The following is a 20,373-nucleotide window of genomic DNA, read 5'->3' as shown; positions in this document are numbered from 1 at the left end:
GCACCCGCTCCAGCACGTCGGCCGGTCCGATCCTCGGGCCGGCCGACGCGCGTCCGGGCGGCGGTGGCAGGCTGGGCAGCCACCGGCCGGGCCACCGCCCGGCCACGAGCGAGAGGGAGACCGTGGCCGACATCCTGGACGAGCTGCGCTGGCGGGGCCTGGTGGCCCAGACCACCGACGAGGAGGACCTGCGCGCCCAGCTCGCCGACGGTCCGGTCACCGTCTACTGCGGCTTCGACCCGACGGCGCCCTCGCTCCACTTCGGCAACCTCGTCCAGCTCATCCTGCTGCGCCACCTGCAGCGCGCCGGGCACCAGGTGATCGGGCTCGTCGGGGGATCGACCGGTCTCATCGGCGACCCGCGACCGACCAGCGAGCGGGTGCTGAAGACCCGGGAGCAGACCGCCGAGGACGTCGAGCGCATCGCGGCGCAGGTGCGGCGCATCCTCTCGGACGAGGAGGGGCCGGCGCCCATCTTCGTCAACAACCTCGACTGGACGGCGCCGCTGAGCGCGCTGGACTTCCTGCGGGACCTGGGCAAGCACTTCCGGGTGAACCAGATGATCAAGAAGGACGCCGTCGCCGCCCGTCTGGAGTCCGACCAGGGGATCAGCTACACCGAGTTCAGCTACCAGATCCTGCAGGCCTACGACTACCTGCACCTCTACCGGGAGCACGGGTGCACCCTGCAGACCGGCGCCCAGGACCAGTGGGGCAACATCACCGCCGGCACCGACCTGGTGCACCGGGTCGAGGGCGCCAGCGTGCACGCCCTGACCACCCCCTTGATCACCGACTCGCAGGGACGCAAGTTCGGCAAGTCCGAGGGCAACGCGGTCTGGCTCGACCCGGAGATGACCTCGCCCTACGCCTTCCACCAGTACTGGCTCGGCGTCGAGGACGCCTCGGTCATCACGCTGCTGCGGATCTTCACCGACCGGGGGCCGTCGCAGATCGAGGAGCTCGAGCGCTCGCTCGCGCAGGAGCCCCAGGCCCGTGCCGCGCAACGCGCCCTCGCCGACGACGTCACCACGCTGGTGCACGGGGCGGAGGCGACCGCGCAGGCCCGTGCCGCCGCTGCCGCCCTCTTCGCCGGCGGCGACCTGTCCGAGCTCACCCCGCAGACCCTGGCGCAGGCCACCGACGAGCTGCCCGGGGGAGAGGTCGACGCCGGGACGGGCATCGTGGACGCACTCGTGGCCGTCGGCCTGGTGGACTCCAAGAAGGCCGCGCGTCGCGCGATCGGTGAGGGCTCGGTCGCCATCAACGGCGTGAAGGTGGACGACGACACCCGGGCGCTGGAGCCGGCGGACTACCTCCACGACGCGGTCGTCGTCCTGCGGCGGGGGCGCAAGAACCAGGCGGCCGCCCGTCGCCCGGGACGAGCCTGACCTCGCCCTTCACGGCCGAGGGGCGGGGGCTCGAGGCCCCTGCCCAGGAGCCGATTTGGCACGGGGCGGGACGGTGATCTAATGTCTACGACGTCAGCCCGAGAGGGAGGAACGGACACCAAGTGGCAGCCCTTGTCGGGTTGCACCAAGTAGGCCGGTCCCGCGAGCTGACTCCCACCCAGACCGGTCGGTCCGGAGCACAGCGCAGCTGCTGCTACGGTTGGCCGAGCACCGAAGGGCAGCAGCCCGGATGGTGCGCCACGATCCCAGGATCGCGGCACTGTCGAGGCGGCCACGAGCCACCGAGACACGGTTTGGAGCCGGAGCAGCCCCGCTGCTACCGTGGGAACCACACCGACACCGATCCAAGCGCGATCATCGTCCGGCCGCTCTGAAAGCGGATCACGGAGTTGACGCCCAAGCATGGTGAAGGTACCTTGGAGAAGTTGCCCCGAAGCACAGCCCGCAGGGTTGAGCAGAGGTGCGCGTCCGAACCTTGAGAACTCAACAGCGTGTCAAAAATCGATGCCAATAACCTCGTCGCGAGGTCGGCACGACATCTCGGTCACCTGACCGGGATCGACGTCGACATCGCACGAAAATCCTTTGGTTGACAACGATCATCTAGCAAAAGCTAGTTGTTCTTGCTCAGCCAGTGAATCAACCCTCTTATGGGTGACAAGTTTCCTGCTGGCCTCGGCTGGTGGGAGCTGAACATCAACGGAGAGTTTGATCCTGGCTCAGGACGAACGCTGGCGGCGTGCTTAACACATGCAAGTCGAACGGTGAAGGACGGAGCTTGCTCTGTCTGGATCAGTGGCGAACGGGTGAGTAACACGTGAGTAACCTGCCCCAGACTCTGGAATAAGCGCTGGAAACGGCGTCTAATACCGGATACGAGACGGAGAGGCATCTCTACCGTCTGGAAAGTTTTTCGGTCTGGGATGGACTCGCGGCCTATCAGCTTGTTGGTGAGGTAATGGCTCACCAAGGCAACGACGGGTAGCCGGCCTGAGAGGGCGACCGGCCACACTGGGACTGAGACACGGCCCAGACTCCTACGGGAGGCAGCAGTGGGGAATATTGCACAATGGGCGAAAGCCTGATGCAGCGACGCCGCGTGAGGGATGACGGCCTTCGGGTTGTAAACCTCTTTCAGCAGGGAAGAAGCGAAAGTGACGGTACCTGCAGAAGAAGCACCGGCTAACTACGTGCCAGCAGCCGCGGTAATACGTAGGGTGCGAGCGTTGTCCGGAATTATTGGGCGTAAAGAGCTTGTAGGCGGTCTGTCGCGTCTGCTGTGAAAATCCGGGGCTCAACCCCGGACTTGCAGTGGGTACGGGCAGACTAGAGTGTGGTAGGGGAGACTGGAATTCCTGGTGTAGCGGTGAAATGCGCAGATATCAGGAGGAACACCGATGGCGAAGGCAGGTCTCTGGGCCACTACTGACGCTGAGAAGCGAAAGCATGGGGAGCGAACAGGATTAGATACCCTGGTAGTCCATGCCGTAAACGTTGGGCGCTAGGTGTGGGACTCATTCCACGAGTTCCGTGCCGCAGCTAACGCATTAAGCGCCCCGCCTGGGGAGTACGGCCGCAAGGCTAAAACTCAAAGGAATTGACGGGGGCCCGCACAAGCGGCGGAGCATGCGGATTAATTCGATGCAACGCGAAGAACCTTACCAAGGCTTGACATATACCGGAAACATCTAGAGATAGATGCCCCTTTTGGTCGGTATACAGGTGGTGCATGGTTGTCGTCAGCTCGTGTCGTGAGATGTTGGGTTAAGTCCCGCAACGAGCGCAACCCTCGTTCTATGTTGCCAGCACGTAATGGTGGGGACTCATGGAAGACTGCCGGGGTCAACTCGGAGGAAGGTGGGGATGACGTCAAATCATCATGCCCCTTATGTCTTGGGCTTCACGCATGCTACAATGGCCGGTACAAAGGGCAGCGAAACCGCAAGGTAGAGCGAATCCCAAAAAACCGGTCTCAGTTCGGATTGGGGTCTGCAACTCGACCCCATGAAGTCGGAGTCGCTAGTAATCGCAGATCAGCAACGCTGCGGTGAATACGTTCCCGGGCCTTGTACACACCGCCCGTCAAGTCACGAAAGTCGGTAACACCCGAAGCCGGTGGCCCAACCCTTGTGGGGGGAGCCGTCGAAGGTGGGACTGGCGATTGGGACTAAGTCGTAACAAGGTAGCCGTACCGGAAGGTGCGGCTGGATCACCTCCTTTCTAAGGAGCACTGGCCGCGGAAGCGGTCCAGAGCCTGATCGTGCCGGCGTACGTCCGGCACCAGGTGCTCAAGGGTGGAACATCGATTATTTGGCACGAGCGTGACGCTCATCGGCAAGTACAGGTAGCTCGCTACCACGGAACGCCATGGACGCCGCACTCGTGCCTGACACGTTGTTGGGTCCTGAGGGCTCGGGCGTACAGCTTGAACCTCATGGCCGGCTGACCGGCAGGACCTCGTCGCTGGACGAACCACCGCGCATCGCGCGGCAGGCGCCAACGCACGACGAGGTACCGACCGTATGTTGAGAACTACACAGTGGACGCGAGCATCTTTGTGGCTCAAGTTTATAAGGGCACACGGTGGATGCCTTGGCACCAGGAACCGAAGAAGGACGTAGGAATCTGCGATAAGCCTCGGGGAGTCGATAACCAGACTTTGATCCGAGGATTTCCGAATGGGGAAACCCGGCTGGAGGCAAGTCCAGTCACTCCCAGCTGAACACATAGGCTGGGTAGAGGGAACGTGGGGAAGTGAAACATCTCAGTACCCACAGGAAGAGAAAGCAACCGCGATTCCGTGAGTAGTGGCGAGCGAAAGCGGAAGAGGCCAAACCGATCATGTGTGATAGCTGTCAGGCGTTGCATGGTCGGTGTTGTGGGACCTCTCGGTCGGCTCTGACAGGCCGGCAAGGAGTCAGAAACGCGCGTCATAGTCGAAGGACATTGAATGGTCCGGCACAGAGGGTGCCACCCCCGTAGACGAAATGACGCGCACTCCTGAGGGTCATCCCAAGTAGCACGGGGCCCGAGAAATCCTGTGCGAATCTGGCGGGACCACCCGCTAAGCCTAAATATTCCCTGGTGACCGATAGCGGACAAGTACCGTGAGGGAAAGGTGAAAAGTACCCCGGGAGGGGAGTGAAATAGATCCTGAAACCGTGTGCCTACAATCCGTCGGAGCCTCCTTGTGGGGTGACGGCGTGCCTTTTGAAGAATGAGCCTGCGAGTTAGTGCTCAGTGGCAAGGTTAACCCGTGTGGGGAAGCCGTAGCGAAAGCGAGTCCGAACAGGGCGAATGAGTCGCTGGGTCTAGACCCGAAGCGGAGTGATCTACCCATGGCCAGGTTGAAGCGACGGTAAGACGTCGTGGAGGACCGAACCCACTTAGGTTGAAAACTGAGGGGATGAGCTGTGGGTAGGGGTGAAAGGCCAATCAAACTCCGTGATAGCTGGTTCTCCCCGAAATGCATTTAGGTGCAGCGTCACGTGTTTCTTACCGGAGGTAGAGCTACTGGATAGCCGATGGGCCTCACCAGGTTACTGACGTTAGCCAAACTCCGAATGCCGGTAAGTGAGAACGTGGCAGTGAGACTATGGGGGATAAGCTCCATTGTCGAGAGGGAAACAGCCCAGATCACCAGCTAAGGTCCCTAAGCGTGTGCTAAGTGGAAAAGGATGTGGAGTTGCAGTGACAACCAGGAGGTTGGCTTAGAAGCAGCCACCCTTTAAAGAGTGCGTAATAGCCCACTGGTCAAGTGATTCCGCGCCGACAATGTAGCGGGGCTCAAGCACACCACCGAAGCTGTGGCATTGACACACTGCCTGGCATTTATGTCCAAGCGTGTTGATGGGTAGGGGAGCGTCGTGTGGCGAGCGAAGCGACGGTGTGAACCAGTCGTGGATGCCACACGAGTGAGAATGCAGGCATGAGTAGCGAATGACGGGTGAGAAACCCGTCCGCCGAATAACCAAGGGTTCCAGGGTCAAGCTAATCTGCCCTGGGTAAGTCGGGACCTAAGGCGAGGCCGACAGGCGTAGTCGATGGACATCCGGTTGATATTCCGGAACCGGCGAAGAACCGCCCATGGCGAATCTAGTGATGCTAAGCGCCTGAAGCGCTCTCAAGGGACTTCGGTCCCATTGAGCGTGGAACGCGCGACCCGATCTAGTAGTAGCCAAGCAATGGGGAGACGCAGGAAGGTAGCCTCCGCGTGGCGATGGTTGTCCACGTCTAAAGGTGTAGGGAGTCAGGTAGGCAAATCCGCCTGACATGTTCCTGAGACCTGATAGTGACCGCACAAGCGGGAAGCAGGGTGATCCTATGCTGCCGAGAAAATCCTCTAGCGAGGTTCTAGCCGCCCGTACCCCAAACCGACTCAGGTGGTTAGGTAGAGAATACCAAGGCGATCGAGTGAATCGTGGTTAAGGAATTCGGCAAAATGCCCCCGTAACTTCGGGAGAAGGGGGGCCCGGATTCTGAAGTCTTTTACGGACTAGGATGATGGGCCGCAGAGACCAGGGAGAAGCGACTGTTTACTAAAAACACAGGTCCGTGCGAAGTCGCAAGACGATGTATACGGACTGACGCCTGCCCGGTGCTGGAAGGTTAAGAGGAAGGGTTAGGTCTTCGGGCCGAAGCTCAGAATTTAAGCCCCAGTAAACGGCGGTGGTAACTATAACCATCCTAAGGTAGCGAAATTCCTTGTCGGGTAAGTTCCGACCTGCACGAATGGCGTAACGACTTCTCCACTGTCTCAACCGCGAACTCGGCGAAATTGCACTACGAGTAAAGATGCTCGTTACGCGCAGAAGGACGGAAAGACCCCGGGACCTTCACTATAGCTTGTTATTGGTGATCGGGACGGCTTGTGTAGGATAGGTGGGAGACGTTGAAGCGGACACGCCAGTGTTCGTGGAGTCATCGTTGAAATACCACTCTGGTCGTTTTGGTCATCTAACCTCGGTCCGTGATCCGGATCAGGGACAGTGACTGGTGGGTAGTTTAACTGGGGCGGTTGCCTCCTAAAATGTAACGGAGGCGCTCAAAGGTTCCCTCAGCCTGGTTGGCAATCAGGTGGCGAGTGTAAGTACACAAGGGAGCTTGACTGCGAGACAGACATGTCGAGCAGGGACGAAAGTCGGAACTAGTGACCCGACGGTGGCTTGTGGAAGCGCCGTCGCTCAACGGATAAAAGGTACCCCGGGGATAACAGGCTGATCTTCCCCAAGAGTCCATATCGACGGGATGGTTTGGCACCTCGATGTCGGCTCGTCGCATCCTGGGGGTGGAGTCTCTCCCAAGGGTTGGGCTGTTCGCCCATTAAAGCGGCACGCGAGCTGGGTTTAGAACGTCGTGAGACAGTTCGGTCCCTATCCTCTGTGCGCGTAGGAAACTTGAGAGAGGCTGACCCTAGTACGAGAGGACCGGGTTGGACGAACCTCTGGTGTGTGAGTTGTTCTGCCAAGGGCACCGCTCATTAGCTACGTTCGGAAGTGATAACCGCTGAAAGCATCTAAGCGGGAAGCACGTCTCAAGATGAGGTTTCCATGGAGCTTGCTCCGAGAGGCTCCCAGTAGACTACTGGGTTGATAGGCCAGATGTGGAAGTGCAGCAATGCATGTAGCTGACTGGTACTAATAAGCCGATAACTTGATACACACATAATCTTTTCGATTCTGATGTTCGCGTCCACTGTGCAGTTCCCGAGATACGGTCGGGAGCACTGATATCTCCATAGAGTTTCGGCTGTCATAGCGAAGGGGAAACGCCCGGCTCCATTCCGAACCCGGAAGCTAAGCCCTTCAGCGCCGATGGTACTGCACTGGTGACGGTGTGGGAGAGTAGGACGCAGCCGGACATACTTTCAAGATTCGCCCTCTCGAGTTATCGAGCAGGGCGTTTCTTGGTTTCTGGGGTCGTTCGTGCCGGCCGCCCAGGGAGCAGTGGTGCGGTCCAGAGCCGGACCGTGAGCCCTCTCGTGGGAGGCTGGCGACGGCGGTGGCCACCTGTGCGATGCGTGAGGAGCAGACGGTGAACGATGCAGGCGAGACGGGACGCCGCGGTGACGGAGAGGGTTCGCCCGGTCGTCGTGGCGACGGTGGCGGACCGTCGCGCGGAGGCCGGGGTCCGGGCTCTGGGCCGGGTGGCGGTCGACCCGCGGGTGATCGACGCGCGGATGGACGTGCTGGGGGGCGCGGTGGTGATCGCCAGGGGCGCCCCGGGGGACACCGGTCAGGGCAGGACCGTCGCGGCGCGGAGCGTGGGCGCGACGGGTCGGACCGGCGCCCAGGGTCGGCGGGCTCGGGCGATCGTCCGTCGCGGGGTGGCCGTGAGCGTGCCGAGGACAGCGGTCCCCGGCTGGTGCCGAAGCAGGGCCGTCGCCCCGAGCCGGCGATCGCCGACGACGTCACCGGTGACGAGCTCGACCGGTCGGTGCGGCAGCAGCTGCGCACGCTGAGCAAGGAGAACGCTGACGGCGTGGCCAAGCACCTGGTGATGGTCGCTGCGCTGCTCGAGGTCGACGACCTCGACGGAGCGATGGCGCACGCCGAGACGGCGGCCCGGCGGGCGGGGCGGGTCCCTGCCGCCAGGGAGGCGCTCGGCTTCGTGGCCTATCGGGCAGGGGACTACGCGCGGGCCCTCACGGAGTTCCGCACGGTGCGACGGCTCACCGGGTCCTCCCACCTGCTGCCGCTGATGGTCGACTGCGAGCGCGGGCTCGGGCGTCCCGAGCGGGCCCTGGAGCTGCTCGGCTCACGCGAGGCGCAGGACCTCGGCGCCGAGGAGCAGATGGAGCTGCTCATCGTCGGCTCCGGGATCCGACGAGACATGGGCCAGGCCGAGGCAGCCGCGCTGGCGCTGCAGGGACGTGTGGGCAAGGCGTCGGGCAAGCCCTGGGCAGGGCGGCTCTGGTACGCCTACGCCGACGCGCTGCTCGACGCCGGCCGACGTGACGAGGCCCGGGAGTGGTTCGGCCGGGCGGCCGCGGCGGACGCCGACGGCGAGACCGATGCGGCGGAGCGCCTGGACGAGCTCGACGGCGTCGTCGTGGCGCCGTCCGAGGAGAGCGAGCCGATGCCCGGTCGGGACGACGAGCCGATGCCCGGTCGGGACGACGAGCCGGTCGGCGGGCGGGACGAGCCGGCGTGACCCAGGCCCTGGTCGCACGCTATCGCGGGCTCATCTGCGACCTCGACGGCGTGGTCTACGCCGGCGAGCCGGCGGTCGAGCACGCCGTGGAGTCGCTGTCGGCCGCGGGTGTGCCGGTCGTCTACGCCACGAACAACGCCTCTCGACCTCCGCAGGAGGTGGCGCAGCACCTGCGTCGTCTCGGCCTGAGCCTGCGTGACGAGGACGTGGTCACCTCCTCGGTCGCTGCTGCGGCCTGGCTCGCCGAGCGGTTGTCGCCGGAGGACGCCGTCCTGCCGGTCGGTGGTCCCGGGGTCGCTGCCGCGCTGCGGGAGCACGGCGTGCGCGTCTGCGAGCCGGGTGATCCCGGGTGCGCGGCGGTCGTCCAGGGCTACGGGCCGGATGTCACCGCCCGTGACCTGGCCGAGGCGGCCATCGCTATCCAGGGCGGGGCTCGCTGGGTCGCCACCAACGACGACCTCACCCTGCCGACAGACCGCGGCCAGACGCCCGGCAACGGCTCGTTGGTCCGGGCTGTGGGGGCGGCCGTCGACGTGCTGCCCGAGGTCATCGGGAAGCCGCACGCGCCGATGTACCTGCTGGCTGCCGACCGGCTGGGTGCTGATCCGGGCGACGTGCTCGCGATCGGGGACCGGCTGGAGACCGACATCGCCGGGGGCAGCGCCGCGGGCACTCCGTCGGCGCTGGTCCTCACCGGCGTCCACGGGGTCACCGACGCAGCCTCGGCCGATCCCGCGATGCGGCCGGGCCATGTCCTGCGAGACCTTCGCGGTCTGCTGGAGCCCTACCCCGAGGCCGGCCGGGACGGGGACTGGTTCGTCCGGGGCGAGGCCCGGGCACGGATCATCGACGGCCCGCAGCTGGTGTCCGAGGGGTCGGGGATCGACCGCGCGCGTGCCGCCCTCGACGCGGTCTGGAGCGCCGTCGACGACGGATCGATCGATCCGGAGCAGGCGGGACGGCTGGTGGCTCCCGGCGACGCGCGCTGAGCGCGATACCGTGGCGCGACCGACGAAAGGTGAACCGATCGTGGACCCCCTGCGCACCATGCTTCACCTGGGTCTCTCGCTGACCCAGGCCACCCTGACCCGGACGCTCGAGGTCGTCCAGCTCGTCGACACCCTCGTGGTCGCCGGCGCGGATACCGAGAGCCCCGAGGGCCGTCGGGCGTGGCCGGACGAAGAGGTGGGAGACCTGGGCGCCGGGAGCGCGGCGCTGCGCGCCCACGAGGCGGCGCCCACCGGGGAGTCGTCGGCAGCGAGGGCGACCCCGGCAGGAGCGCCGACGAGCCCCGCGACGACGGCCGCGGCGAAGACGTCGCATGCCGCTACGAAGAAGGTGGCTACGGCGAAGAAGGCCGGCACGGCGAAGAAGGCGAGCACCGCCACGAAGGCCGGCACGGCTAAGAAGGCGAGCACCGCCAAGAACGCCGGCACCGCCAAGAACGCCGGCACCGCGAAGAAGACGGGCACGGCGAAGAAGGCGAGCACCGCGAAGAAGACGGGCACCGCGAAGAAGACGGGCACGGCTAAGAAGGCGAGCACCGCGAAGAAGACGGGCACCGCCAAGAAGGCGAGCACTGCCAAGAAGGCGAGCACGGCGAAGAAGACGGGCACGGCGAAGAAGACGGGCACCGCCACGAAGGCCGGTGCCGCGAAGCAGACCGGCGCGGCGACGACCGGCACGGCCACCGCCACGACGGGCCGGTCCCGCACGGCCGGCGCTGCCACCGCTCCGGCCGGTGCGAGCACGCGCGGACCCGAGCAGATGACCTCGGTCGAGCCGCCGTCGGGCAACGAGGCATGAGCCAGACTCCGCGTCCCTCGGGCAGCGCCACGGAAGGTCACGTCGCCCCGGACGCGCCGTCGAAGCCCGAACGCGACCAGATCGCCAGCCATGACCAGGCCGCTCAGCACGACGATGCCGCGGCGGACCGTCCGCCCGCACCGGCGACCGGAGACCTGGTTATCGACGCCGCCACCCGGGAGCTGGCTCAGGCCGACGACCTGGAGAGCGTCGCCGGCAGCGGAGAACAGCTGCACCGCACCCTCCAGGCACGCCTGGACGATCTCGGCAGCTGAGGTGGGCGAGCCTGAGGCTCAGCCCGGCGAGCCCGTGGCCGAGGGGAGCGAGCCGGAGGGAGGCGAGCCGGAGCGGGTCGACCGCGCCCTGGTCCGTCGCGGGCTGGCCCGCAGCCGGGGGCACGCTGGTGAGCTGCTCCGCGCCGGCCAGGTCACCCTGGACGGCGCCGTGCTGCGCAAGCCCGCCACTCCGGTCGCCCCGCACGAGCGCCTGACGGTCACCGCAGACGGGCCCGGATGGGTCGGCCGGGCCGCCGGGAAGCTCGACGCGGCGCTCACCGAGCTCGGGACGAACGGCCCGCACGTCACCGACCGGCGCTGCATCGATCTGGGTGCCTCGACCGGAGGCTTCACCCAGGTGCTGCTGCAGCGGGGCGCGCGCGAGGTGGTGGCCCTGGATGTCGGCCACGACCAGCTGGTGCCCGCCCTGCGAGACGACCCCAGGGTCGTGGAGCGCAGCGGGACCACCCTGCGCGGGCTGCGGCCCGAGGCGGTCGGGGGGCCCTTCGACCTCGTGGTCGCCGACCTCAGCTTCATCTCGTTGCGCCTGGTGCTCGACGAGATCCACGACCTCGTCCGCGACGGTGGCGAGGCGGTGCTGCTCGTGAAGCCGCAGTTCGAGGTCGGCCGGCACGGTCTCGGGCGACGCGGCGTGGTGCGCTCCGCCGCGCACCGCCGCGGGGCGCTGATCGGCGTGCTGCAGGAGATCACCGACCGCGGCCTGGCGGTGCTGGCCGTGCTGCCCAGCCGGGTCACCGGTGGCGAGGGCAACCGCGAGTACCTCGTGCACGCCACCCGCGCATCGGCTGTCGGCCTCTCGTGGCAGGCTCTGGTCAGGACCGTCGACGACCTCATCCTGGAGGAGGAGCAGTGACCGAGGGACAACGGCGCGTCGTGCTGGTCGCGCACCCTGGTCGCCCGGAGGCCGTCGACGTGGCCGTCGACGTCGCCGAGCGGCTCTCCGGCGCCGGCCTCGAGGTGGTCATCCCGCCGGGCGAGCTCGAGGGCACCGCCCTCGGCGAGCACCCGGCCGTCACCACCGACGCGCAGGCCACCCGCGGCGCCGAGCTCGTCGTCGTGCTCGGTGGCGACGGCACCATCCTTCGCGGCGCCGAGCTCGCCCGTGGCAGCGGCGTGCCGGTCCTCGGGGTGAACCTGGGGCACGTCGGCTTCCTCGCCGAGGCCGAGCGCGAGCACCTGGACGCGACCGTCGAGCACATCCGGGACCGCGCCTACCACGTCGAGGAGCGGATGGCGCTGGAGGTGGTGGGCACCATCGACGGCCGCGAGGTCGCCCGGTCGTGGGCCCTGAACGAGGTCACCGTCGAGAAGGCCTCGCGCGAGCGGATGCTCATGCTGACCCTCGAGATCGACGGTCGGCCGCTGTCCACGTGGGGCTGCGACGGTGTGGTCATGGCCACGCCGACGGGCTCCACCGCCTACGCCTTCTCCGCCGGCGGCCCGGTGATCTGGCCCGACGTCGAGGCGGTGCTCGTGGTGCCGATCAGCGCCCACTCCCTCTTCGCCCGCCCGCTCGTGCTCGGTCCGCGCTCTGCGGTCGCGGCCGAGCTCGTGCCCGGCACGGAGGGGCACGGCGTGCTGTGGTGCGACGGGCGCCGAGCGGTCGACCTCCCCCCGGGCGCCCGCATCGAGGTGCACCGTGCCGCCGAGCCGGTGCGCCTGGCCCGGCTCACCCGCTCACCCTTCGCGGACCGGCTGGTGGCCAAGTTCGACCTGCCGGTGGACGGCTGGCGAGGTCGCCGGTCCGGGGAGCGGGAGGGCTAGCGTGCTGCGCGAGCTGCACATCCGTGACCTCGGGGTGATCGACGAGGCGCGGATCGAACCGCACCCCGGGCTGACGGTCGTCACCGGCGAGACGGGCGCGGGCAAGACCATGGTCGTCTCCGGGCTCAGCCTGGTCCTCGGCGGCAAGGCCGACGCCGAGCTGGTGCGCGCCGGCAGCGAGAGCGCCCTCGTCGAGGCCGACCTCGACCTGCCCGAGGGGCACCCCGCGCTGGTCCGGGCGCAGGAGGCCGGCGCCGACGTCGAGGCCGGCGAGCTGCTGCTGGCCCGCACCCTGGCCGCCGGGGCGCGCAGCCGCGCGCACGTCGGTGGCCGACGGGTGCCGGCCGGTCTGCTGGCCGAGCTCGGGCAGGACCTGGTCGCGGTGCACGGGCAGGCGGACCAGTGGCGGCTCACCCGCCCCGCCCAGCACCGCGCGGTGGTGGACGCCGTGGGCGCAGCCGACCTCGACGAGCCCCGGGCGAAGGTGGCCGACCTGGTGGCGCGGTGGCGAGCCAGCACCGACGAGCTCGCCGGACTGGTCGCCGACGAGCGCTCCCGGATGCAGGAGATCGACCGGCTGGAGCACCAGCTGACCCAGATCGACGCCGTCGAGCCCGTCCCGGGCGAGGACGAGGAGCTGGCCGCCAGCGAGGACCGGCTTGCCCACGCCGAGCAGCTGCAGGCCGCGACCGGGACCGCGCACCGACGACTCTCCGACCCGGACGCCCTCGACGGCGCCGACGTGGTCGGTCAGCTGGCCGCCGCCACCGCCGAGCTGGCTGCGGTGAGCGCGCCCGACCCCCGGCTGCAGGAGCTGCACGACCGTCTCGCCGAGATCGGGGTGCTGGCGGCCGACGTCGCCGCGGATCTCAGCAGCTACGCCGCGGACGTCGACGTCGACCCGGCGCGGCTGGGCGAGGTGCAGGCCCGACGGGCCGCGATCACCGACCTGGTGCGTCGCTACGGCCCCGACGTCGACGCGGTCCTCGCCCACCGTGACCAGGCCCGTGAGCAGCTGACCCGGCTCACCGGGGCGGACGCCCGGATCGACGCCCTGCGCGAGGAGGTCGAGGTCCTGACCGCCCGGCTCACGACGGCGGTCGACCGGCTCAGCGCCGGACGCGCCCAGGTCGCCACGGCCCTGGCCGACGCCATCTGCACCGAGCTGGCTGCCCTGGCGATGCCCAAGGCCCGTGTCGAGATCGAGGTGACCCCGGACACCGCGGACGACGGCGACCCGCTCGCCCTGGCCACCCCGGACGGCCGTCACCTGCGGGTGGGCGCCGAGGGCGCCGACCACGTCGAGATCCGCATCGCCGCCAACCCCGGCAGCACGCCGCGCACCGTCGCCCGCGCCGCGAGCGGGGGGGAGCTCAGTCGGATCATGCTGGCCATCGAGGTGGCCGCCGCCGGGGCCGGGGCGGCCGGCACAGACGACGCCAGCACCGGTGACGCCCGCGCAGCAGCAGCCCGCGCAGCGGGACCCGGGGCCCGACCCACCTTCGTCTTCGACGAGGTCGACGCCGGGGTCGGCGGCCGCGCCGGCCTGGACGTGGGCGCCCGGCTGGCCCGGCTGGCCCGCAGCAGCCAGGTGATCGTGGTCACCCACCTCGCGCAGGTGGCCGCGCACGCCGACCGCCACCTCGTCGTGCGCAAGACCGACGACGGGCACGTCACCTCCAGCGACATCGCACCCGTCGAGGGGGAGGAGCGGCTGCGCGAGCTCGCCCGGATGATGGGCGGCGACGACCAGGGCGCCGCCCTGGACCACGCCCAGGAGCTGCTGGAGGCCAGCCAGGAGCGTGCCGGCCGGACGACACGCACGGGCTGATCCGGCCGCAGCCTGCCGTCCCGGCGCCGCCCTCGTGGGACGATGCCACGGATGGCGCTGCGACTGACCCGCGAACCGACGCGTGACCCGGACCTGCCCGGGATCCACGGGCCGGTGCGAGCCGACCGCCGCACCAAGGACCTGACCAAGCGGCTGCAGCCCGGCGACATCGCCGTCATCGACCACCAGGACATCGACCGGGTCAGCGGCGAGGCGCTCGTCGCCTGCGGCCCGGCCGCGGTCGTCAACGCGGCCGAGTCCACCAGCCGCCGCTACCCGAACGCCGGACCGACGGCCATCGTCGAGGCCGGCATCCCGCTGCTCGACGTGCAGCACGACGGGCTGGTGGCCACCCTCAAGGACGGCGTGCGCGGCCGGCTGGACGAGGACACCTTCGTCGTGGGTGACCTCGAGATCACCGGGGTGCGGCACACCGAGGAGTCGCTGGCCGCCGACATGTCCACGGCCCGAGAGGGGCTGGGCGAGCAGCTCGAGGCCTTCGCGGCCAACACTATGGAGTACATGACCAAGGAGCGTGAGCTCCTCTTCGACGGGGTGGGCATCCCCGACGTGCGCACCGAGCTGGCCGACCGGCACGCCCTGGTGGTCGTGCGCGGCTACCACTACAAGGACGACCTGGCCGCCCTGCGGCACTACATCCGCGAGTACAAGCCGGTGCTCATCGGGGTGGACGGCGGGGCCGACGCGCTCATGGAGGCCGGGCTGTCGCCGGACATGATCGTCGGCGACATGGACTCGGTCAGCGACGCCGCCCTGACCAGCGGGGCCGAGGTGGTCGTGCACGCCTACCGCGACGGGCGGGCTCCCGGGGTGCCCAGGGTCGAGGCGCTGGGCGTCGAGCCGGTGGTCTTCTCGGCGGCCGGGACCAGCGAGGACATCGCCATGCTGCTCGCCGACGACCTGGGCGCGACGCTCATCGTCGCGGTGGGCACCCACGCGACGTTGGTGGAGTTCCTCGACAAGGGCCGGGCGGGCATGTCGAGCACCTTCCTCACCCGGCTCCGAGTCGGCAGCAAGCTCATCGACGCGAAGGGGGTCAGCCGCCTCTACCGCAGCCGTATCTCCCCCCTGGAGATCATCGGCCTGCTGCTGGTCTGCCTCGGCGCGCTGCTGGTGGCCCTGTGGGCGACCCCCACCGGGCAGGCGCTGCTGCAGCTCGTCGGCGCCCGCTGGGACGATCTGTGGGCGCTCGTCGAGGGGATGGTCACGTGATCGACTTCCGCTACCACCTGGTCTCCCTGGCGGCGGTGCTCATCGCGCTCTCGGTCGGCATCGTGCTGGGCGCCGGTCCGCTCAACGACGGGATCGGTCAGACCCTCAACAGCGAGGTGACCGAGCTGCGGCAGGAGAAGGACGACCTGCGCGCCGAGCTCGGCGACGCCGAGCGCGGCGCCGAGGGCCGGGACGACTTCGACCAGGCGACCCTGGCGCAGGTGGTCGACGGGCGCCTGTCCGGTCGCAGCGTCGCGCTGGTGGTGCTGCCCCAGGCCGAGGACGACGTCGCCACCGACATCGCCGAGACCCTCGAGCAGTCCGGGGCGACGGTGACCGAGCCGGTCGAGCTCGACCCGTCCTGGGTCTCCGCGGACGCCGCCTCCAGCCGCGCCGAGAGCGGCGGCAGCGCGCTCCAGGAGATGGGCCTGGACGCCCGGGAGGGCACCCCGGCGGTCGACGACGCGCTGACCGCCATCCTCTCCGGCCGTGCCGACGGGTCCGAGGTCGACGAGGACGCCCGGAGCCGCGCCTGGAGCCGGCTCACCGACGCCGACCTCGTCGGCGGCCCCTCCGACCTGCCCTCGACCAGCGAGCTCGTGGTCGTCGTCGGTGCCCCGGTCAGCGCCGAGTCCGCTGCCGAGGACCCCGCCGCCGAGGCGAGCACCGCCGCCGAGTCGTGGGTGCGGCTCAGCCGCACCCTGGACGAGGGCACCTCGGGAGCGGTGCTCGCCGGCAGCCAGCGCGACGTGGACTCCGAGGAGGAGGTCTCCGTCGTGACCACGGCGCGGGACAGCACGCTCATCTCCCGCGGGTTGTCCACCGTCGACGTGCCCGAGATCCCGATGGGCCGCGCCGACGTGGTGCTGGCGCTGCAGGAGCAGCTCGAGGGGGAGTCGGGCCACTACGGCCTGGGGGCGGACGCCACCGCCTCCGTGCCCGACCTGTGATGGCCGCGACCGCACCGGCCCGCCGGATGCTCGCCGCGGTCGCCGCGGCGTCGGTCACCGCCGCCGCCACCCGGGCCGCGACCACGCGACTGGCGCTGCGGTCGGACCGGGCCGGTCCGGGACGCTCCGCGTCGGGGCCCGGCGACCCCTTCGTCCGACGCAACCACGCCGGTGACCCGGTCACCCTGCTGGAGGGTCCCGCCTGGGTGCTCGGGGCGTCCGTCGGCACCGTCACGGCCGGGGGACCGGGCCGTGACCTGCTCGTCGTGCTCGTCCCCGGGGCGCTGGGCCTGCTCGACGACCTGGCCGGCGACACCACGACGAAGGGGTTGCGCGGCCACCTGGGTGCGCTGCGGCGCGGCACGGTCAGCACCGGCGCCACGAAGGTGGCCGGCCTGGCCGGAGTCGCCCTGGTGGTGGCCGCGCGGGAGCACCAGGCGGGTACGGGCGCCGGTGCGCTGAGGCGGGGGCCGGTCGCGAGCATCGGGGTGCTGCGGGACGCGCTGGTCGTCGCCGGCAGCGCGAACCTCGTCAACCTCTTCGACCTGCGGCCCGGGCGCGCCCTCAAGGTCGCCGGAGCCCTGGCGACGCTCGCCCTGCTCGCGCCGTCATCGTCGGGCCGTGCGGGCCGCGAGGTCCGTCCCGCAGGCGCGGGCGCGGCGGCCGAGGTGGCCCTGGGCGCGTCGCTCGGCGCGCTGCCCGACGACCTGGCCGGACGGTCCATGCTCGGTGACAGCGGCGCCAACCCGCTGGGCGCCCTCGTCGGGCTGGCCCTGCTGCGCGCCGGCGGACCGCGGGCCCGGACCGCGACCGCGGCGGCGCTGGTCGCGCTCACCCTGGTGTCGGAGCGGGTGAGCTTCACCCGGGTGATCGAGCAGACACCCTGGCTGCGGCGGCTGGACGAGTGGGGACGCGGGTGACCCAGGGGGATCAGCGGCCCGGAGGCGGGGGGCGGATCGCCCGGGCGGCTGGTCAGGTGGCGGTGCTCACCGCGCTGGGCCGCATCGTCGGCTTCGCCCGGTGGCTCGTCTTCGCCGCGACGGTCGGCGCCGCCGGGGTGGGCACGGTCTACCAGAGCGTCAACACCGTCCCCAACGTCGTCTACGAGATCGCCGCCGGGGGCGTCCTCGCCGCGGTCGTCGTCCCGCTGCTGGCCGGGCGCGTGCGCGGCGTCGCCGCCGCTGGCAGCGAGGACGCCGACGACGTGGCCGGCGCCCTGCTCACCCGGACCCTGACGCTGCTGCTCCCGCTCGCCGTGCTGCTGGCGCTGACCGCGCCGTGGATCAGCCAGGCGCTGCTCGGCGACCTCGGCTCGCCGGCCGTCGAGCTGGGCACCCGGCTGCTGGTCCTCTTCAGCCCCCAGGTGCCGCTCTACGGCCTCGGCATCGTCGTCACCGGTGTGCTCCAGGCGCACGAGCGGTTCGTCGCGGCCGCGGCCGCCCCGCTGCTGTCCAGCCTGGTCGTCATCGCCACCTACCTGCTCTACGGGCTGCTGGTGCCGCCGAGCACCCCGCCGGCCGACCTGAGCACCAGCGGCTGGATGATCCTCGGCGGCGGGACCACCCTGGGCGTCGTCGCCCTCAGCCTGCCGCTGCTGATCGCGGCCGGGCGCGCCGGGATCCGGCTGCGCCCCCGCTGGCGGCTGCCGGCCGAGCTGACCAGCCGAGCCGCCCGGCTGGCCGGAGCCGGCATTGTCGGCCTGCTCGGGCAGCAGATCGCCGTGCTGGTCACCCTCAAGGTGGCCAACCGGTCCGGCGGCGACGGCACCGTCGTCGTGCACCAGTACGTCCAGGCCCTGTACCTGCTGCCCTACGCCGTGCTGGCGGTCCCGGTCGCGACCGCCGCCTACCCGGTGATCGCCCGGGTGCGCGAGCGCCCCGAGCCGGCGGTGCGGGCGGTGGCCGGGTCGTTGCGCACCGTGGTGCTGCTCAGCGCGGCGGCGGCCGCCGCGCTGATCGTCGTGGCGGATCCGGTCGGCACGGTCTTCGCGGCGATCGACCGCGGAGACGGGGACGTGGCGCTGCGGGCGATGCCCGCCGGGCTGGCCGCCACGGCGCCCGGCCTCGTCGGCTTCGCCCTGGCCGCCGTGGCGACACGCACCCTCTACGCCCGGGGGAGCGCCCTCGCCGGCGGAGCCGCGGTGGCCCTGGGGTGGCTGGTCGCGGCCACCGGCCCGGTGCTGCTGCTCGGCCCGCAGGACGGTCCCGGATCGACCCTGCAGGTCATCGGCTGGTCGGCGACGCTCGGGATGACCCTCACCGCGGTCCTGCTCACGGTCCTGGTCCGCCGCGGCTGGGGGCCGGGCCGGGGCCAGGGTGCACCCGCGACCGCCGAGACCGCCTCCGCCGACGGACCGCGCGAGCACCGCGGCCCCGGCGTGCTCGCCGGGCTCGTCCCGGCGGCCGCGCTGGCCGTGGTCGCGGTGGCGCTGGCCCAGGCGCTGCGCGTCGCGCTGATCGACCGCTGGCCGGAGACCACCGGAGCCGCGCTGGTCGCCGGTGCTGCGGTGGCCGTGCTGGTCGCCGCCGCGGTGGCCCTCGTCGCCGCGGCCATCGACCCGGCCGTGCGGGCCGCCCTGACCCGGGTCGTTCCGGTCCGGACCCGGGGGCCACGATGAGCCGGGAGCCGACGATCGACCCCCAGGCCGGCCAGACCCAGGAGCCGACAGCCGACGAGCAGATCCCGGTGCGGGTGGCGCTGGTCGCGCTGTCCGCCACCGGGGGGATCGCCGCGCACGTCGGCCAGCTGCGCGCCGACCTGGCCACCCTCGGGGCGACGGTGATCACCGTGACCGACGCGGTGACCCGGACCAGCCTGGAGCCGGGGTGGGCTCGCGACCAGGAGCGGTCCGAAGGGAGCACCGTGCTGGTGGGCCGGAGGGAACCGCCGACCGGCGCCCGGCCGAGGCGCGCCCCGCGCTGGTGGCCCTCGTCGGCGCGCCGAGCCCTGGCCGGCGCGGACGTGGTGCACGCCCACGGGTTCCGGGCCGGGCTGCTGGCCGCCGCGCTCACCCCGAGACGCGTGCCGGTCGTCATCAGCCTGCACAACGAGATGCGCGGCCGCGGTCCGCGCCACCGGGTCGGGGCGCTGGTCGCCCGGGTCGTGCTGCGGCGGGCCGCGCTGGTCACCGGTGCCAGCACCGACCTGGTCGAGCTGGCCCGCGATCTGGGTGCCCGGCGGGCCGAGCTCGCCGAGGTGCCCTCGGCCCGGGTGCCAGACCTGCTCACGGCTCCCGTCCCCGGCCACCGGGAGCGAGCGGGGCAAGCGCTCCGGCTGCTCGCGCGCGAAGGGGTCGTCGGGAGCGACGACGCCGAGAAGGGCGGAGCAGAGCCTCTGCAGAGCACCGACCCCGGGAGCGATGGCCTCCCGACGCCGGCCCTGGTGCTGACCATCGCCCGGGTCGCCCCGCAGAAGGACCTCGCCACCCTGGTCGACGCCGCCGCGCGGGCCCGCGACCGCACCCCGGCGGGACAGGCGCCGGCGTCCTGGGTCGTCGTCGGCGCCGGAGACCCGCAGCTGCGCGAGGAGCTGCGCACCCGGGCGGAGGCGCTGCGCGCCCCGGTGCACCTGGTCGGCGCCCAGGAGGACGTCTCGGCCTGGCTGCGCGCCGCCTCGGTGCTCGTGCTGACCAGCGAGTGGGAGGCCCGGGCCCTGGTGGTGCAGGAGGCGCTCGCGGCCGGGACACCGGTCGTCGCGACTGAGGTCGGGGGACTGCCGGACCTGCTGACCGGGATCGGCGCCCTCGTCCCGCCCGGGGACCCGGCGGCGGTGGCGGCCGAGGTCGCCCGGGTGCTGGACGACCCGGAGGAGGCCGGGCGCCGCGCCACGGCAGGCCGCGAGCGGGCTGCCGGATGGGCCGACGGGATCGCCACGGCGCGTCGGTGGCTGGCCCGCTACGCGCAGCTGCGCGCGTGACGTAGAGTGAAAGC

The 20,373-nt window shown here is 70.2% G+C and carries 13 protein-coding genes and 3 rRNA genes; all 16 read left to right on the top strand.

Going from position 1 to position 20,373, the window contains the following annotated elements:
• Nucleotides 1-122: 122 nt before the first annotated feature.
• Entirely contained in the window at nt 123-1,391 is a 1,269-nt protein-coding gene (tyrS, locus tag BJY28_RS14025) for a tyrosine--tRNA ligase (RefSeq protein WP_179463548.1), read from the top strand.
• Between the two features lie 717 nt (nt 1,392-2,108).
• Nucleotides 2,109-3,632 (top strand): 16S ribosomal RNA (locus BJY28_RS14020).
• A gap of 340 nt (nt 3,633-3,972) precedes the next feature.
• Nucleotides 3,973-7,072 (top strand): 23S ribosomal RNA (locus tag BJY28_RS14015).
• An 83-nt stretch (nt 7,073-7,155) separates the two neighbouring features.
• Nucleotides 7,156-7,272 (top strand): 5S ribosomal RNA (gene rrf / locus BJY28_RS14010).
• The 16S, 23S and 5S rRNA genes sit together here, the layout of an rRNA operon.
• A 503-nt stretch (nt 7,273-7,775) precedes the next feature.
• Nucleotides 7,776-8,564 (top strand): tetratricopeptide repeat protein, encoded by a 789-nt coding sequence (locus BJY28_RS14005; RefSeq protein WP_343037130.1) that lies wholly within the window; start codon nt 7,776-7,778, stop codon nt 8,562-8,564.
• On the top strand, nt 8,561-9,553 hold the full coding sequence (locus BJY28_RS14000) for an HAD-IIA family hydrolase (RefSeq protein WP_179463547.1): 993 nt from the start codon (nt 8,561-8,563) through the stop codon (nt 9,551-9,553). The genes BJY28_RS14005 and BJY28_RS14000 overlap by 4 nt, the downstream gene beginning before the upstream one ends.
• A gap of 40 nt (nt 9,554-9,593) precedes the next feature.
• Nucleotides 9,594-10,370: a hypothetical protein gene (locus tag BJY28_RS13995; RefSeq protein ID WP_179463546.1), complete on the top strand. Its 777-nt coding sequence runs from the start codon at nt 9,594-9,596 to the stop codon at nt 10,368-10,370.
• A complete protein-coding gene (locus BJY28_RS16455; protein WP_246313420.1) occupies nt 10,367-10,645 on the top strand; it encodes a hypothetical protein in 279 nt (92 codons plus the stop codon). The genes BJY28_RS13995 and BJY28_RS16455 overlap by 4 nt, the downstream gene beginning before the upstream one ends.
• 1 nt (nt 10,646) lies before the next feature.
• Complete coding sequence (locus BJY28_RS13990) at nt 10,647-11,519, top strand: TlyA family RNA methyltransferase (protein WP_343037129.1); 873 nt, start codon at nt 10,647-10,649, stop codon at nt 11,517-11,519.
• Entirely contained in the window at nt 11,516-12,430 is a 915-nt protein-coding gene (locus tag BJY28_RS13985) for an NAD kinase (protein WP_179463545.1), read from the top strand. Before BJY28_RS13990 ends, BJY28_RS13985 begins: the two co-directional genes overlap by 4 nt.
• 1 nt (nt 12,431) lies before the next feature.
• The gene (locus BJY28_RS13980) at nt 12,432-14,261 is read left to right on the top strand and encodes an AAA family ATPase (RefSeq protein WP_179463544.1); all 1,830 of its coding nucleotides are present in this window, start codon (nt 12,432-12,434) and stop codon (nt 14,259-14,261) included.
• Between the two features lie 51 nt (nt 14,262-14,312).
• Nucleotides 14,313-15,494 (top strand): putative cytokinetic ring protein SteA, encoded by a 1,182-nt coding sequence (gene steA / locus BJY28_RS13975; protein WP_179463543.1) that lies wholly within the window; start codon nt 14,313-14,315, stop codon nt 15,492-15,494.
• Nucleotides 15,491-16,444 carry a copper transporter gene (locus BJY28_RS13970; protein ID WP_179463542.1) on the top strand — a complete coding sequence of 318 codons (954 nt, stop codon included), beginning with the start codon at nt 15,491-15,493 and terminating at the stop codon, nt 16,442-16,444. Before steA ends, BJY28_RS13970 begins: the two co-directional genes overlap by 4 nt.
• The gene (locus BJY28_RS13965) at nt 16,444-17,364 is read left to right on the top strand and encodes a hypothetical protein (protein WP_179463541.1); all 921 of its coding nucleotides are present in this window, start codon (nt 16,444-16,446) and stop codon (nt 17,362-17,364) included. Before BJY28_RS13970 ends, BJY28_RS13965 begins: the two co-directional genes overlap by 1 nt.
• Nucleotides 17,361-19,061, top strand: a complete 1,701-nt coding sequence (gene murJ, locus BJY28_RS13960; RefSeq protein WP_179463540.1) for a lipid II flippase MurJ — start codon at nt 17,361-17,363, stop codon at nt 19,059-19,061. Before BJY28_RS13965 ends, murJ begins: the two co-directional genes overlap by 4 nt.
• A complete protein-coding gene (locus tag BJY28_RS13955; RefSeq protein WP_179463539.1) occupies nt 19,058-20,359 on the top strand; it encodes a glycosyltransferase in 1,302 nt (433 codons plus the stop codon). The genes murJ and BJY28_RS13955 overlap by 4 nt, the downstream gene beginning before the upstream one ends.
• The last annotated feature ends 14 nt before the right edge of the window (nt 20,360-20,373 follow it).

Source organism: Janibacter alkaliphilus, assembly GCF_013408565.1.
Taxonomy (GTDB): domain Bacteria; phylum Actinomycetota; class Actinomycetes; order Actinomycetales; family Dermatophilaceae; genus Janibacter; species Janibacter alkaliphilus.
Note: the sequence above shows the minus strand (reverse complement) of the source record. Positions and strands in the feature narration are given on the sequence as shown.

Bases quoted from the DNA above. Each gene is read 5' to 3' on its own strand.
- BJY28_RS16455 (WP_246313420.1), top strand. From the start codon at position 10,367: ATGAGCCAGACTCCGCGTCCCTCGGGCAGCGCCACGGAAGGTCACGTC.
- steA (WP_179463543.1), top strand. From the start codon at position 14,313: ATGGCGCTGCGACTGACCCGCGAACCGACGCGTGACCCGGACCTGCCC.
- BJY28_RS13965 (WP_179463541.1), top strand. From the start codon at position 16,444: ATGGCCGCGACCGCACCGGCCCGCCGGATGCTCGCCGCGGTCGCCGCG.
- BJY28_RS13955 (WP_179463539.1), top strand. From the start codon at position 19,058: ATGAGCCGGGAGCCGACGATCGACCCCCAGGCCGGCCAGACCCAGGAG.